The following is a 15,123-nucleotide window of genomic DNA, read 5'->3' as shown; positions in this document are numbered from 1 at the left end:
ACGCCGATCGCGCGCAACTGGGCCAGTTGCGTGGCGGCCATCGTCGGATTGGCCATCACGCAGCTCTCGGTGATCTCCAGTTCCAGGGCCTGCGGACTCAGCCCGGCCATCGCCAGCACCTGCTCCACCTCGGCGGCCAGTTGCGGCTGGTTCAGCTGGCGCGGCGAGAGGTTGACGCTGACCTGCACCGGGTGGCCCTCGTCGTGCCAGCGCCGGGCATCGCCGCACGCGCGCTCGAGGGCCCAGCGCCCCATCGCCTCGATCATCCCGGCATCCTCGGCAATCGGGATGAACTGCGCCGGGGACACCAGGCCGTGAACCGGGTGCTGCCAGCGCATCAGCGCCTCGACGCCACAGATCCTGCCGCTGGCCAGCTCGAGCTTGGGCTGATAGACCAGGAACAGCTCCTTTCGCGCCATGGCGTGGTGCAGATCGCTCTCGAGCGTCAGCCGCTGCTGGCTGTGCGCGTTCAACTGCGCGGAGTAGAAGTGGTACTTGCCGGGACCCTGTTCCTTGGCCCGGTACATCGCCGTGTCGGCATTCATCAGCAGCGTCTCGGCATCCTGGCCGTCGTCGGGGAACAGGCTGATGCCGATGCTCGCCGTCGTGCGCAGTTCGCGGCCCTCGATGTCGAACGGCGTGGCGAAACGATCCCGCACTTTCTCCAGCGGCGCGTTCACGTCCTCCGCGCTGTTCAGGTCTTCCAGCACCAGCACGAACTCGTCGCCGCCGAAGCGCGCCACGGTGTCGCTGGCGCGCAGGCAGCTGCGCAGTCGCGCGGCACAGTCGCGCAACAGCAGGTCGCCCACACTGTGGCCGAGGCTGTCGTTGACATGCTTGAAGCGATCCAGGTCCATGAACAGCACCGCCACGCGGGTCTGGCGCCGCTGGGCTTGCGCAATGGCGCGCTGCAGTCTTTCCTGCAGCAGCGAGCGACTGGCGAGGCCGGTGAGCGCATCGTGGCTGGCCATGTGCCGCAGCGCCTGCTCGGCCTGCTTGCGCTGCAGGTACTGGCCGAGCTGACTGGCCATCGAACGCATGAAGCCCTCGAGATCCCGGTCGAGGCTGACCGGCACCCGGCTGAAGAACTCCAGCGCCACACGCTGTGCGCCGGCGTTCACCGGCACCGTCAGCGCGGCCTGCAGCCCATGGCATGCCGCGATGTGGTCATGCGTGTCGGCACTCTCCGCGCCGGCGATGGTGCGCCACAGCGGATTGCCCGCGCTCCAGGCGGCGTCCAGCGGGCCGCCGTCGCGGGGACCGCTGACCCGCTGCATCGCCTCGACGAAGCCGTGCGCCACCTCACCCTGGGTCCACGCATGCACGCAACGCACGCGGCCCTCGTCGTCCAGACGCCAGCACACGGCGGCATGCCAGCGCAGCCGCGCCCCGATGGCCGCCAGGATGCTGGCCATCACGCTGTCGGCCTCGCCCTCGCCCGCCAACTCGCGCGCCACCTCGTGGGCCAGTTCCAGCCGCACCGTGCCGCGCTTGCGCGCCGTCTCGTCGCGCACGGTGGCGCGCAGCTTGGCTTCGCCGTGGACGACGAAGCCCTGCAGGTTCAGGTGCACCCAGCGATCGCCCGCGTCGCTGGTGTGCACCGCATGTTCGAACTCCACCGGTTGGCCGCTGCTGCACGCACGCTGCAGCGCCTCGCGCAGCGCCGCTTGCTGGGCCTCGGGCACCACGGCCAAAAGCTGAGCCTGGTCCAGCCCGCTGCGGCCCGTGGTGAGGCCGTAGATGCGGCGTGCTTCATCGGAGCATTGCAGGGCCCCGCTGCGCACATCCAGAACCCAGCTGCCCATTCGGGCCAGGCCCTGCGCTTCGGCCAGGCACTGCTCACTGGACCGCAGGCTGCGCGTCATGCCCTGGGCCAGCACGATGGCGCGCCGGCGCGAACCCATCAGGCTCAGCAGCACGCCGGCCAGCGACGCGCTGATGATCGTGCCGCTGGCCAGAATAATGATCGGCAGCCAGCGCTGGAAGGCACCGGCACCCGTCGCACCTGCTTCAGGCGCCGTGACGTCGACCAGCCAGAGGCGGCCGCCGAGCGCAAAGCTGTCCACGCGCCGCAGCGTGACGGCACCGGGCCGCTGCGCCGCGCTGGCCCCTCGCGCGCCGGACGGCTGCTCCGGCGCGGTGTCGAACAGCATTTTGTCGGGCGCGACCCTGGCCGTGACAGGCAGCGGCTCGGCCTCACGCGCAGGCTGCGCACCGCCGTCGTACAGCTGCAGCCGCAGGTCCGGGACCATGCCGGGCAGATCGGCCAGCATGCGCGCGACCAGGAAGCCCGCGCCCACGCTGCCCAGATAGGCCGCGCGGCGCTGCTCCACCGTGTCCAGCGGCGCGCCGGTCTGGTACACCGGCAGGCGCATCGCCAGGCCCACCTGGCTGTTGGCACCGCGGTTGTGGATCAACTTGCCCGAGGCCGTCAGGCGGCCCGTGTCGCGGCCGCCTTCCAGCGTGGCGCGCACCGCCGGCGCTGCCGCGACATCGCGGCCCAGGTGCTGCTCGTTGCCGGCCAGCGGCTCGATCATCGTGATCGGGTGGTAGCGGTCGCGCAAGCCCGGCGGGTAGACCGTGAACTGGGCCAGCGACGGATCGCGCCGCTGCACCTCCTCGAAACGCGCGCGCGCTGCGCCGTCGATGTCGGCGGCATAGTTCAGCACCTCGAGACCGGGCAGGCTCTGCTTCGAATTCAGCGCGTCGACATAGCTGCGGAACTCCTCGCGCGAGACCTTGCCGGTGTTGAACAGCGCGCGCAGTCCGGTCAGCACTTCGGCATAGGCCGACACGCGCCGCTCGACCTGGCTCGTGGCCTCGGTGGCCGCGGCGTCGAATCGGGCCTGTGCACTGACCCGGGCTTCCTCGCGCGCCGAATGGCTGAGCACCACCGACAGCGCAATGCCCGCGCCCAGCACGCCCGCGGCGGCCAGCAAAGCCCCCAGGCGAGACGGCCACTCGGAGGCCGGATGGTGGGCCTCCTTGGGCATGATCGTGTCGCTGGTCTGGCTCATGGGCAACGCCTCCTGTTGCCAGCCACTGTAGGGACGGTGCACCCTGCCCCGCTACCGGCAGCGGCCTTGGCCCCCGTCAGGAGTTCTGTACGGAGAACCGGCGATCAGAGCGCTGCCTTGTCAGCCAAACACCTACACGCGCGTCGGGTCCAAGAGGCCTGTTGCGCCCGGTGCTGCGCTGCTCACAGGCTCTGTTGCAGCGCCGCCAGCGTCATCAGGTTCTCGTCCGGCCGGCCCACTGTGATGCGCAGGCAGTTGAGCAGCAGTGGGTGCATCGCCGAGACGTTGCGCACCAGCACGCCGCGCGTCTTCATGCCCAGGTGGGCGCGCTTCGCATCGGGCACCCTGACCAGGATCATGTTGGCTTCGCTGGGGAACGGCTGCACGCCGGGCAAGGCTTGCAGCCCGGCCTGCAGCAGCGCGCGTTCGCTGCGGATCACGCTGGCCTGGCGCGCATATTCGTCGGCATGTTCCAGCGCAAACAGCGCCGCTTCGCAGTTCAGCACGCTGATGTTGAAGGGCGGGCGCAGCTTGCCGAGGTCAGCGATCAGCGCGCTCCTGCCGATCAGGGCGCCGATGCGCACGCCGGCGAGGCCGAACTTGCTCATGGTCCGCAGCAGCAGCACATGCTCGTGGCGCTGCAGGCGCTGCAGCGCGTTGCGCGCGGCAAAGGGCTGGTAGGCCTCGTCCATCACCACCAGGCCAGGCGCCGCATCAATGATCGCGTCGATGGCCTCGTCCTGCCACAGGTTGCCGGTGGGATTGTTCGGATAGGCCAGGTAGACCAGCGCCGGCCGGTGTTCGTGCATCGCGGCCAGCATGGCCGGCAGGTCGAGTTCGAAGTCGGCCGTGGTCGGCACGCCGATGAACTTCAGGCCGTGCAGCCGGGCCGACACCTCGTACATCATGAAGCCCGGCACCGGCGCCAGGATCACCTGGCCAGGTACCGCGCAAGCCAGGCCGAGCAGCGTGATCAGCTCATCGCTGCCATTGCCCGGCAGGATGTCGCAGCCTTCGGGCATCTGTGCATGCGCGGCCAGCGCCTGTTGCAGCAGCAGGCCGCGTTCGGCCGGGTAGCGGTTGAGCGGCAGCTCGGCCAAGCGGCGGCCCAGCGCCTCTCGCAAGGCCGCGGGCAGGCTGAACGGGTTCTCCATCATGTCCAGCTTCACCAGGCCGGCCGAAGGCTGCGCCACGAAGCCCGGCATCGTGCGCAGGTCCTGCCGCAAAACGCGTTGCATGCGCTGTTGCAAACTTGATTCCATGGAGTTGACCGCCGGAGCCAGAAGGTCCTGGCAGCGTAACTCAGCGCATCGTCGAGAATTCCCCTCACTACGTCAGGAGTTATCGACCACTGGGCACCGCCATGCAAGTTGATGCACATGGCGACTGCTGAAGTCTTGTTGCACGCGCATCGGGATGGCAAGATCCAGCGCACCCGGCCACTGTGGCATGCCAGGGAGAGAACGATGCAGCGCGTGCTGATTTGCCGCGTGCAGGACTGGCGATGTGCCTTGCCGCTGGCGCAAGTCGTCGAAACCATGCGCGTACAAGCGATCCGGCCGCTGGCCGGCGCGCCGAGCTTCGTGCTGGGCGTGGCGGTGCTGCGCGGCCAGGTGGTGCCGGTGGTCGACGCGGCGCACTTGCTGGGCATGCCCAGCGGCCGCGCGGAACGCCTGGTCTCTATCAGGGTTGATGAGCGTGTCATGGCGCTGGCGGTGAGCGAGGTGATCGGCGTGCGCGCACTGGACCCGGGCTCGCTGCAGGCGCTGCCGCCGCTGCTGGGCGACAGCAGCGCCGATCTGATCAGCGCGATCGGCCGGCTCGATGCGGAACTGCTGCTGGTGCTGCGCCATGCCCGGCTGCTGCCGGAGGCGGCCTGGGCCGCGCTGGATGCCAGCGGGGTCCTGGCGTGAGCAGCGCGATCGCGGGCCCCCATGTCGAGCGCTTTCGGGCGCTGGTGGCCCGCCATCTGGGCCTGCTGTTCGAGCCGGCCCGCAGCGCGTGGCTCACCGACGTGCTGCGCCAGCGCGTGGCCAGTGAAGGCCTGGATGCTGACCGCTATTTGACGCGGCTGCAGGACACCCCAACGCCGGCCGAAGTGACGTCGCTGGCCGAGCAACTGACGGTGGCCGAGACCTACTTCTTCCGCAACATCGAACAGTTCGACGCGCTGCGGGAGATCGTGCTGCCCGAACGGCTGCGCGCTCGTGCCGCGCAGCGCAGCCTGCGCATCCTGTCGGCCGCCTGTGCCACGGGCGAAGAGGCCTATTCGGTCGCGATAAGCCTGCGCGAGCTGCCGGCGCTGGCGTCATGGCAGGTCACGATCCAGGCCGTCGACATCAACCCGGTGGTGATCGCCAAGGCGCGACGCGGCCGCTATGCCGACTGGGCCCTGCGCGAGACACCGCCGGCCCTGCAGCAGCGCTGGTTCCGGCGCGAAGGCAACGCCCGGGTGCTGGACGCCGGCATCGTCGCCGCGGTGCAGTTCGACCAGCACAACCTGTGCGACGCGCACGCGGCGCTGTGGCGCAGCGGCGCCTGGGACATCGTGTTCTGCCGCAACCTGCTGATGTACCTGACGCCGCAGCATGCGCAGGCGCTGGTGGCGCGCATCGAGCACGCGCTGGTGCCGGGCGGCACGCTGTTTCTCGGCCATGCCGAGACCCTGCGTGGCCTGTCGGCCGGCTTTCACCTGCGGCACACGCACGGCAGCTTCTACTACCAGCGCAAGGACGGCGCCGACACGCCGGAGCGCATGCCGCCGGCCATCGCGTCCCTGCGTGGCAGCGAAGCGCTGGCGCTCACGGCCGATGCGGGCGACGATTGGGTCGGCACCATCGGCAAGGCGGCCGAACGCGTGCGTGCGCTGTCGGCGCAGGCCGCGGCACCGGCTCGCGCACCGGCGCCACGCAGCCCGCCGCTTGTGTCGCCACTTGTGCCAGCCCCTGCACCGCCGCGTTCGGCGTCGCGCCCCGCCGAACCGGCCGACCCCCACGGCCGCGCCCTTGAACTGCTAGGCCAGGAGCGTTTTGCCGAGGCCCTGGCGCTGGTCAGCGCACTGCCCGTGCCGGCTTCACCCGACCCCGATCTGTTGCTGCTGCACGCGATGCTGCTGCTGCACTGCGGCCAGTTCACGGCGGCGCAGCAGCTGTGCCAACGCTTGCTGGCCATCGACGACCTGCATGCCGGCGCCCACCATGTCGTGGCGCTGTGCCGCGAGGCGCTGGGCGACCTGCGGGGCGCCGCCGACAGCGACCAGTGCGCCATCCACCTGGACCCGGCCTTCGCGATGCCGCGCCTGCACCTGGGCCTGCTGGCCCGGCGCGCCGGCGATCGGCAGGCCGCGATGCACGAACTCGGCCAGGCGCTGCAGTTGCTGCAGCGCGAACTGCCGGCACGGCTGCGCTTGTTCGGCGGCGGCTTCCAGCGCGACGCGCTGATCGCGCTGTGCCGCGCCGAACTGGCCGCGGCCGGAGGCACCCTATGAGCGCCCCAAGGCCGGCCTTGCAGCAACAAGCCGAAGCGCTCCGCCAGGCCTTCGACAGCAGCTTTGCCCAGCCGCTGGCCGAGGCCGGCGCGGCGCCCGACGACTACCTGGCGATCCGCGTCGCCGACGACCCCCATGTGCTGCGCCTGGCCGAGATCGCCAGCCTCCTGCCGCTGCGCACGGTCACGCGCCTGCCCAGCCCGCTGCCCGCGCTGCTGGGCATCGTCGGCTTTCGCGGCAGCATCGTGCCGCTGTACGACCTGCGCAGCCTGCTGGGCTATCCGGCCGGGCCGGACGGCGACAACACGCCGCGCTGGATGGTGATCACCGCCGCGTTGCCGCTGGGCCTGGCTTTCGATGCGTTCGAAGGCCATTGGCGCCAGCCGCGCACGGCCAGCGCGCCGCCCGTCGCCGGGCCGGCGCGCGCGCATGTGCGCGAACTGCTGGCCGGCACCGACGCCGGGGCCGGCGCACCGCGGCCGGTGCTGTCGGTGGCCTCCTTGCTGGCGGCCATCCAAGACCTGGCGCGAGCCCATCCCGGACAACAAGAGGAGCGTTGAGATGTGGACATTCGGCAGAAAAATCGCTGTGGGCTTTGCGCTCTCGTTCCTGCTGTTGCTGGCCATCGGCGGGGTGGCCTATCGCAGCATCGAGGTGCTGACCCAGACCAGCTACCTGGTCTCGCACACGCACACCGTGATCCAGCAAGTGGAAGCGCTGCTGGGCCAGATCAGCGATGCCGAGACCGGCCAGCGCGGCTTCGTGATCACCGGCGAGGACGCTTATCTGGCGCCCTACCAGTCGGCGATCGCTGAAATACCCGTGCTGCTGAAGAAGCTGCACGATCTGACGGCGGACAACACCAACCAGCAGCAACGCGTCATCACGCTCGAGGCGCAGGTGGCCACGCGCCTGGGCAGACTGAAAGAGACCATCGACCTGCGGCGGCAGTCCGGTCTGGAGGCAACGATCAAGCACGTGCAGACCGGCGAAGGCAAACGCGTGATGGACGGTCTGCGCCGGCTGACCGACCAGATCGAACGCGAGGAGCGGGACTTGCTCAAGCAGCGCGCCGGCGAGGTCGAGGCCGCCGCCGGCAGTGCCCGCTCAACGATCGTGTGGGGCACGTTCCTTGCACTGCTGTTCGTCAGCGCCACCGGCTTCCTGCTGACGCGCTCGCTGACCCAGCAGATCGCGTCCGCTGTGCAGCATGTGCAGCGTTCGTCGAGCGAGCTGCAATCGGCCGCCAACCAGCAGGCCGCCGGTGCGCGCGAGACATCGACCTCGATGAGCGAGATCACGACCACCATCAGCGAGTTGTTGGCCACCTCGCGCCAGATCGCCGAGAGCACGCAGCGCGTGGCCAGCATCGCCGAGCAGACGGCCGCCGCGGCGCGCGCCGGCGACGGCAAGGTGCAGCTGGCCAACGAGTCGACCACCGCCATCCGCCAGCAGGTGGACCTGGTGGTCAACCACATGCTCGAACTGGGCCGCAAGTCGCAGCAGATCGGCGCGGTGCTCGACATCGTCTCCGAACTGGCCGAGCAGACCAACATCCTGGCCATCAACGCGACGATCGAGGCCGCCGGCGCCGGCGATGCCGGCAAGCGCTTCAGCGTGGTGGCCGACGAGATCCGCAAACTGGCCGACCGGGTGGCCGGCTCGACCAAGGAGATCCGCGTGCTGATCGACGATGTTCGCGGCGCCGTCAACACCACCGTGATGGCCACCGAGGCCGGCTCCAAGGCGGTGGACCTGGGCGCGCGGCAGTTCGAGCAGGTGGCCGCGGCATTCCAGCAGATCGCCAGCCTGGTCGGCACCACGACGCAGGCGGCCCGCGAGATCGAGCTGTCGACCAAGCAGCAGACCAGTGCCGTCGAGCAGGTCAACACCGCCATCGCCAGCACCGCGCAGGCCACCAAGGAGACCGAGGCCAGCTCGGGGCAGACCTCGCAGACCGCCTCGCAGCTGGCCGGCCTGTCCAAGGACCTGCTGCGCCTGGTGCAGGCCCAAGCCGCGGCTTGAACGATGGCACGCGACCCCTACCGCTACTTTCGCATCGAGGCGCGCGAGCTGCTGGAGCAGCTGGGCCGCGGCGTGCTCGACCTTGAAAAAGGGGCCGACATGGCGCCGCAGGGGCCGCCGCTGGTGCCCCGCTTGCTGCGCCTGACGCACACGCTCAAGGGCGCGGCGCGCGTGGTGCGCCAGGGCGACATCGCCGACCAGGCCCATGCCATCGAGGACCTGCTGGCGCCGCTGCGCGACGCGGCGCCCGGGCCGCAGCGTGAGCCCATCGATGCGATGCTGGCGCGGCTGGACCGCATCGGCGCGCTGCTGGCCGAGTTGGGGCCGGCGGCCGCGCCCGATGCCACTGCCGATGCGGGGGCCGGCGCGCCGGTGGCCGACGCGGCGCCGCCGCCACTCCTGCGGCCCGAGCTTTCCGAACTGGATGCACTGCTCGAAGGCGTGGCCCAGACACATGCGCAGCTGGCCGCGCTGCGCCGCCAGGTGCTGCCACTGCAAGAGGCACGCGCGCTGGCCGAACAGCTGGACGCGCACCCCACCCCGGCTGCACGCGTGCCGGCCGAGCGCCTGCGCGCGCTGCTCGAACGCCTGGAGCGCGGCCTGGCCGCGCCGCTGGAGCAGATGGACCGCGAACTGCGCCAGGTGCGCGACGCCGCCGAGCAACTGCGCCTGGTGCCGGCCGCGGCGCTGTTCGCGCCCTTGGAGCGGCTGGTGCGCGACACCGCGAAGGCGCAAGGCAAGTCAGCGGCCTTGCACCACCGCGGCGCGGCAGTGCGCCTGGACGCCACCGTGCTGGCCGCGCTGCAGGCGCCCTTGCTGCAGCTGGTGCGCAATGCCGTGGTGCACGGCATTGAAAGCGAGGGCCAGCGCGTGGCCCTCGGCAAGCCGGCAGCTGGCCGCGTCACTTTGGCGGTAGAACGCCAGGGCCGGCGGGTGGTCTTTCGCTGCAGCGACGATGGCGCCGGTGTCGATCTCGACGCAGTCCGCCGCGCCGCGCAGCGCAAGGGCTGGCTGGGCACGGCGACGCAAGAGCATGACGGCCCGGCCCTGCTGCAGCTGCTGTTGCGCGGTGGCTTGTCCACCGCCGCCAGCGTGACCGAGGCCGCCGGCCGCGGCGTCGGGCTGGACGTGGTGCGCGAGGCGCTGGAACGCCTGGGCGGCGAGGTTTCGGTGCGCAGCAGCACCGGCCAGGGCACGGAGATCTCGCTGGCCGTGCCGCTGTCGCTGGCCTCGCTGGAGGCGCTGGTGGTCGACGCCGACGGCGCCAGCGCGGCCATTCCGCTGGACGCCGTACACCGCACCGTGCGCCTGGAAACGCAGCACATCGCCCGCAGCGCGCAGGGCGACTCGATCGTGCACGAGGGCGAGGTGCTGCCCTTCGTGAGCTTGTCGCGCCTGCTCGGCCGGTCGACGCCGAACCGCGGCGCGCGCTTTGCCTCGGCGGTGATCGTCGCCGGTGCCGGCGGCCGCGCGGCGATCGGCGTCGACCGCCTGCTCGGCGCCGCCAGCGTGGTGCTGCGCGCGCTGCCCGCACTGGCGCTGTCCACCGCGGTGGTGGCTGGGGCCTCGCTGGACGTGGACGGCCAGCCGCAGCTGGTGCTGGACCCCGACGGCCTGGTCAGTGCCGCGACCAGCGCCGCCTCCAGCGCCGGCGCGGCCGAAGCGCAAGCCGCGGCCCCGCGGGCGCCGGTGCTGGTCATCGACGACTCGCTGACCACGCGCATGCTGGAGCAGAGCATCCTGGAGTCGGCGGGCTACGCGGTGCACACCGCCGCATCGGCCGAACAAGGCCTGGTGCAGGCGCGGCGCCAGCGTTATGCGCTGTTCCTGGTCGATGTCGAGATGCCGGGCATGGACGGCTTCGGCTTCATCGAAACCGTGCGCGCCGATCCGGCGCTGCGCGAGGTGCCGGCGATGCTGGTCACCTCGCGCGGCTCGGCCGAAGACCGCCGGCGCGGCCAGCAGGCCGGCGCGCAGGGCTACATCGTCAAGGGTGAATTCGCGCAGGACGACTTCCTGCGGCGCGTGCGGCAGCTGGTGGGCGGCGCATGATCCGCGTGCTGGTTGCCGAAGACTCCGTCACCGTGCGCAAGCGCCTGTGCGAGGTGCTGGCCGGCGATGCCGAGCTGCTGGTCGTCGGCGAGGCCGCGGACGGCCGGCACGCCATCGAGGCTTGCCAGGCGCTGCGGCCCGACGTCATCACGATGGACATGATGATGCCCGAAGTGAGCGGCCTGGTCGCCACCGAGCACATCATGGCGCACTGCCCGACACCGATCCTGGTGGTCTCCGCGTCGACCAACCGCGGCGAGCTGTTCCGCACCTACGACGCGCTGGCCGCCGGCGCGGTGGATGTGCTGGAAAAACCGCTGGGCGACGAGCCCGACGGCGATTGGGAGCGGCGCCTGCTGGCCGCGGTGAAGCTGGTGGCGCGCATCCGCGTCATCACCCACCTGCGCGGCCGCCATGCGGCGCGGCAGTCGGCGCTGCCGGCGCCCGGCGCAGCCCGCTCGCCGGGCCCGGCCTGCCGCGTGATCGCCATCGGCGCCTCCACCGGCGGGCCTGGCGCGGTGGTGGAGGTGCTGCGTGCGCTGCCGCCCTCGCTGCGCGTGCCGGTGCTGCTGGTGCAGCACATCAACGAACCCTTCGGCAGCGCCTTTGCCGAGTGGCTGGACGGGCAGACGCCGCGCCGCACACGGTATGCGCGGGACGGCGAAGCGCTGGACGCGGTGGCCGGCGGCGTGGTCATGGCGCCGCCGGGCCAGCACCTGCTGCTGGCGCATGGGCGGCTTTTGTTGTCGCACGCGCCGCCGCGGCATTCCTGCCGGCCCTCGGTGGACCTGCTGTTCGAATCAATCGCGCTCGACTGCGGCGCGGCCGCCGCAGCCTGCCTGCTCACCGGCATGGGCCGCGACGGCGCCGCTGGCCTGCTGGCGCTGCGCCGCGCCGGCGGCCAGACCATTGCCCAGGACGAGGCCACGTCGGTGGTCTACGGCATGCCGCGCGAAGCGGCGCAACTTGGCGCGGCGCGGCAGATCCTGCCGCTGACCGAGATTGGCCCGGCGCTGGCCGCATGGGTGCACACCCGCTGATGAAAGGTCAACGCAAAGGTGGACGAGCATGAATGACACGGTCCTGATCGTCGACGACAGTTTGACGGTGCGCATGGACCTGCAGGAAGGTTTCGAGGCCGCCGGCTTCGAGGTGCAGGTGTGCGCCACCGCGGCTGCAGCCCACCAGGCCTTGCAGCACGCGCCGCTGCAGGTGGTGGTGCTCGATGTGCTGCTGCCCGATGGCGATGGCGTCGAGCTGCTGCGCGCACTGCGCGCCAGCCCCTTGCAGGCCGGCGCGGTGGTGCTGATGCTGTCCACCGAGGCCGAGGTGGCGCAGCGCATCCGCGGCCTGCGCACCGGCGCCGACGAGTATGTCGGCAAGCCCTACGACCGCCATGCGCTGGTCGCCCGGGCGCAGGAGCTGCTGCGGCGCAAGCTGGGCGGCCGCGACCTCGGCCGCGCCACGGTGCTGGTGATCGACGACAGCGCCACCTTCCGCGAAGAACTGGCCCAGGCCCTGGTACAGGACGGCTATGCCGTGCTGCGGGCCGACAGCGGCGAAGAGGGCTTGCGCCTGGCCGCCGCGGCGCGCCCGAGCGCGATGATCGTCGACGGCGTGCTGCCGGGCATCGACGGCACCACGGTGATCCGGCGCATCCGGCTGGACGCCGCGCTGCGTGGCACGCCCTGCCTGCTGCTGACCGCGGCCGAAGAGGCCGATGCCGAGTTGCGCGCGCTGGACGCCGGGGCCGATGCCTTCGTGCGCAAGGACGAAACGCTGAACGTGATCCTGGCCCGGCTGGCCGCCGTGCTGCGCAGCGCCTCGGGCAGCGCCGGCGAAGGTGCCGCCGGCCTGCTGGGCGCCAAACGCATCCTGGCCGTCGACGACAGCCCCACCTTCCGCAACGAGCTGGCCGCGACGCTGCACGCCGAAGGCTACGACGTGGTGCTGGCGCATTCCGGCGAAGAAGCGCTGGAGATGCTGGCCGTGCAGCCGGTGGACTGCATCCTGATGGACCTGATCATGCCGGGCCTGGGCGGCCAGCAGACCTGCCGGCGCATCAAGGCCGCGCCGGGTTTGCGCGACATTCCGCTGATCATGCTGACCGCGCATGACGACGGCGATGCGCTGATCGACTGCCTGGGCGCCGGCGCGGACGACTACATCCAGAAATCCGCCGACTTCGTGGTGCTGCAGGCCCGCGTGCGGGCGCAGATCCGGCGCAAGCAGTTCGAGGACGAGAACCGCCGCATCCGCGAAGAACTGCTGCACGAACGCCACGAAGCGGCCACCGCGCGCGCGGCGCGCGAACTGGCCGAGACCCGCGCCGCGCTGGTCGATGAGCTGGAGCGCAAGAGCCGCGAACTGGAGCGGGCCACCCAGGCCAAGAGCCAGTTCCTGGCGACCATGAGCCACGAGATCCGCACGCCGCTGAACGCCATCATCGGCATGGCCGGCCTGCTGGCCGAGGCGCCCCTGAGCGAGGAGCAGCACGAGTTCGCCACCATCATCCGCCACAGCGGCGACCACCTGCTGACGGTGATCAACGACATCCTGGACTTCTCGCGCCTCGAATCCGGCCAGGTGCCGCTGGAGAGCATGCCTTTCGACGTCGCCACGCTGGTCGAGGAGTGCCTGGACCTGGTGGCCGGCCGCGCGCGGGAGAAGGAGATCGAGCTGACCTATGAGCTGGCCGACGACGTGCCGCCGACGCTGCAGGGCGATGCCGGTCGGGTGCGGCAGATCCTGGTCAACTTCCTGTCCAACGCGGTCAAGTTCACCGGCCGTGGCGAGGTGGTGGTATCGGTCTCGACCACGCCCGCGCCTGACGGTCAGCAGGCGCTGCACTGCGCCGTGCGCGACACCGGCATCGGCATTGCGCCGGACCGCTTCGACCGGCTGTTCAAGTCCTTCAGCCAGGTCGACGGCTCGATCCAGCGTGAATTCGGCGGCACCGGCCTGGGCCTGGCGATCTGCCGGCGCCTGGCCGAGCTGATGGGCGGGCGGGTCTGGGCCGAGAGTGAACCCGGCCAGGGCTCGACCTTCCATGTGTGCCTGATGGCCGACCTGCCCGCGCCCGGCACCGCCCTGGGCACCCCCAACCACGCACGCCGCGGCGAAGCCGTGCCGCTGGCCGGCTTGCGCGCCTGGGTGATCGACGACAACGACACCAACCGGCGCATCCTGTGCCGCCAGCTGCGGGACTGGGGCCTCACGGTGCAGGACTCCGGCGAGCCGGGCAAGGCGCTGGAGTGGGCGATCCGCGGCGATGCGGCCGACCTGGCGGTGCTGGATTTCCACATGCCGGGGCTGAACGGATTGCAGCTGGCGCAGGCGCTGCACTCGATGCGCGGCACGGCGCTCAAGCAGGTGCTGCTGACCTCGGGCTTCCCGCTGCCGGAGGCCGAGGCGCGGGCCGCAGGGCTGCTGGCCCAGCTGTCCAAGCCGGTCAAGCATGCGGCCCTGCTCAACACCATCCTGCGCCTGTTCGAGCGCCAGCCGGCGCAGGCACCGGCGCCAGCCACGCCGGCCGTGGCGGCCGACCCGGCGGCACCGCTGCGCATCCTGGTGGCCGAGGACAACGCGATCAATGCCCAGCTGATGATCTTCGTGCTGGCCAACCTGATGGGCCACCGCACCGAAGTGGCCGGCAACGGCGCCGAAGCCATCGAAGCGCTGCGGCGCCAGCCCTTCGACGTGATCCTGATGGATGTGCAAATGCCGGTCATGGATGGCCTGGCGGCCACGCGGCTGATCCGCCAGGAATGGCCGGCCCACAGCTGCCCGCGCATCATCGCGCTGACGGCCGGCGTCACGCCCGACGAAGAGCAGGCCTGTCGCCAGGCCGGCATGGACGACTTCCTGGTCAAGCCGCTGGATCGCGACCAGCTGGCGCTGGCGCTGTCGCGCTGCCGACGGCTGGTGGACCTGTAGCGTCGCACCCGCGCGCCGGGCGCTACGCGTGCGACTCCGAACCGTAGCCCTGGGCGCCCGCCACCGCCGCCGCCGCCGGATAAATGGCGGTGGAGATCGCCGACACGACGTGGGCCCACTCCTCATGGGTCAGCAGCCGCTCGGTCTGGGCGCACAGCAGCGTGTCCTCCAGGTCCAGGTGGTGCAACACGCGCTCGCGGTGCTGCGCCAGCAGCACCGCGCACTCGGCGCTCGCCCGCGCATCGCCCTTCTCGACGGCCTCCAGCCTGGCCATGGCCTGGTTCAGCAAGGCATCGTCACCCTCGCGCTCTTGTTCCATCTCGGCCAGCAGCCGATCGGCGTCCGGCGAGCGCCCGCGCAAGGCGCTCAGCAGCGCGCTGCCCTTGGGGCGATGCGAGGCATGGTCGAAGGATTGCAAGGATTCGATCAACTGCCTCAGCTGCGCCAGCCCCGGCCCAGCGTCGCGCCACTGCCCGCCACTGGCCTCGTCGGCGATCGAGCCGATGAGGTAACGCAGCTTGGCGTGATCAGCGCGCAAGATCGCCCATGCACATTCGGCAGCCAGCATTCGCGGCTCCTTGGTTCATGATCGCCGTTGCTCTGCGG

10 protein-coding genes are annotated in these 15,123 nt (G+C 71.1%); 7 read left to right on the top strand and 3 right to left on the bottom strand.

All coding sequences use genetic code 11. From position 1 onward, the window contains the following. Both VLK61_RS29860 and hisC read right to left on the bottom strand, forming a co-directional pair. On the bottom strand, positions 1–3,017 hold a 3,017-nt coding region (locus tag VLK61_RS29860; protein ID WP_325426955.1), incomplete at its 3' end, for a bifunctional diguanylate cyclase/phosphodiesterase. Between the two features lie 182 nt (positions 3,018–3,199). After that, positions 3,200–4,255, bottom strand: coding sequence for a histidinol-phosphate transaminase (gene hisC, locus VLK61_RS29855; RefSeq protein ID WP_325426954.1), 1,056 nt, complete (start codon positions 4,253–4,255; stop codon positions 3,200–3,202). Positions 4,256–4,483: 228 nt separating this feature from the next. On the opposite strand from hisC, the gene VLK61_RS29850 reads away from it, so the two are divergent. The 7 genes from VLK61_RS29850 to VLK61_RS29820 are packed head-to-tail and all read left to right on the top strand — an operon-like array spanning position 4,484 to position 14,517. Then, positions 4,484–4,930: a chemotaxis protein CheW gene (locus tag VLK61_RS29850; RefSeq protein WP_325426953.1), complete on the top strand. Its 447-nt coding sequence runs from the start codon at positions 4,484–4,486 to the stop codon at positions 4,928–4,930. Then, positions 4,927–6,504: a protein-glutamate O-methyltransferase CheR gene (locus tag VLK61_RS29845; protein WP_325426952.1), complete on the top strand. Its 1,578-nt coding sequence runs from the start codon at positions 4,927–4,929 to the stop codon at positions 6,502–6,504. The genes VLK61_RS29850 and VLK61_RS29845 overlap by 4 nt, the downstream gene beginning before the upstream one ends. Next, positions 6,501–7,064, top strand: a complete 564-nt coding sequence (locus tag VLK61_RS29840) for a chemotaxis protein CheW (RefSeq protein WP_325426951.1) — start codon at positions 6,501–6,503, stop codon at positions 7,062–7,064. The genes VLK61_RS29845 and VLK61_RS29840 overlap by 4 nt, the downstream gene beginning before the upstream one ends. Before the next feature lies 1 nt (position 7,065). Next, positions 7,066–8,529: a CHASE3 domain-containing protein gene (locus tag VLK61_RS29835; protein WP_325426950.1), complete on the top strand. Its 1,464-nt coding sequence runs from the start codon at positions 7,066–7,068 to the stop codon at positions 8,527–8,529. A 3-nt stretch (positions 8,530–8,532) separates the two neighbouring features. Then, positions 8,533–10,581, top strand: coding sequence for a hybrid sensor histidine kinase/response regulator (locus VLK61_RS29830; protein ID WP_325426949.1), 2,049 nt, complete (start codon positions 8,533–8,535; stop codon positions 10,579–10,581). Continuing rightward, on the top strand, positions 10,578–11,621 hold the full coding sequence (gene cheB / locus VLK61_RS29825; RefSeq protein WP_325426948.1) for a chemotaxis-specific protein-glutamate methyltransferase CheB: 1,044 nt from the start codon (positions 10,578–10,580) through the stop codon (positions 11,619–11,621). Before VLK61_RS29830 ends, cheB begins: the two co-directional genes overlap by 4 nt. Before the next feature lie 28 nt (positions 11,622–11,649). Next, on the top strand, positions 11,650–14,517 hold the full coding sequence (locus VLK61_RS29820) for a response regulator (RefSeq protein WP_325426947.1): 2,868 nt from the start codon (positions 11,650–11,652) through the stop codon (positions 14,515–14,517). Between the two features lie 22 nt (positions 14,518–14,539). Here the strand turns inward: VLK61_RS29820 and VLK61_RS29815 are convergent, their stop codons facing one another. Beyond that, entirely contained in the window at positions 14,540–15,085 is a 546-nt protein-coding gene (locus VLK61_RS29815) for a hemerythrin domain-containing protein (RefSeq protein ID WP_325426946.1), read from the bottom strand. Positions 15,086–15,123: the final 38 nt, after the last annotated feature.

The sequence above is a fragment of the Aquabacterium sp. genome (genome assembly GCF_035476535.1).
Classification (GTDB): Bacteria; Pseudomonadota; Gammaproteobacteria; order Burkholderiales; family Burkholderiaceae_C; genus Pseudaquabacterium.
The sequence above is the reverse complement of the archived record's forward strand: the minus strand, read 5'-3'. Positions and strand labels throughout refer to the sequence as shown.

Bases quoted from the DNA above. Each gene is read 5' to 3' on its own strand.
- hisC (WP_325426954.1), bottom strand. From the start codon at position 4,255: ATGCAACGCGTTTTGCGGCAGGACCTGCGCACGATGCCGGGCTTCGTG.
- VLK61_RS29850 (WP_325426953.1), top strand. From the start codon at position 4,484: ATGCAGCGCGTGCTGATTTGCCGCGTGCAGGACTGGCGATGTGCCTTG.
- VLK61_RS29840 (WP_325426951.1), top strand. From the start codon at position 6,501: ATGAGCGCCCCAAGGCCGGCCTTGCAGCAACAAGCCGAAGCGCTCCGC.
- VLK61_RS29835 (WP_325426950.1), top strand. From the start codon at position 7,066: ATGTGGACATTCGGCAGAAAAATCGCTGTGGGCTTTGCGCTCTCGTTC.
- VLK61_RS29830 (WP_325426949.1), top strand. From the start codon at position 8,533: ATGGCACGCGACCCCTACCGCTACTTTCGCATCGAGGCGCGCGAGCTG.
- cheB (WP_325426948.1), top strand. From the start codon at position 10,578: ATGATCCGCGTGCTGGTTGCCGAAGACTCCGTCACCGTGCGCAAGCGC.
- VLK61_RS29820 (WP_325426947.1), top strand. From the start codon at position 11,650: ATGAATGACACGGTCCTGATCGTCGACGACAGTTTGACGGTGCGCATG.
- VLK61_RS29815 (WP_325426946.1), bottom strand. From the start codon at position 15,085: ATGCTGGCTGCCGAATGTGCATGGGCGATCTTGCGCGCTGATCACGCC.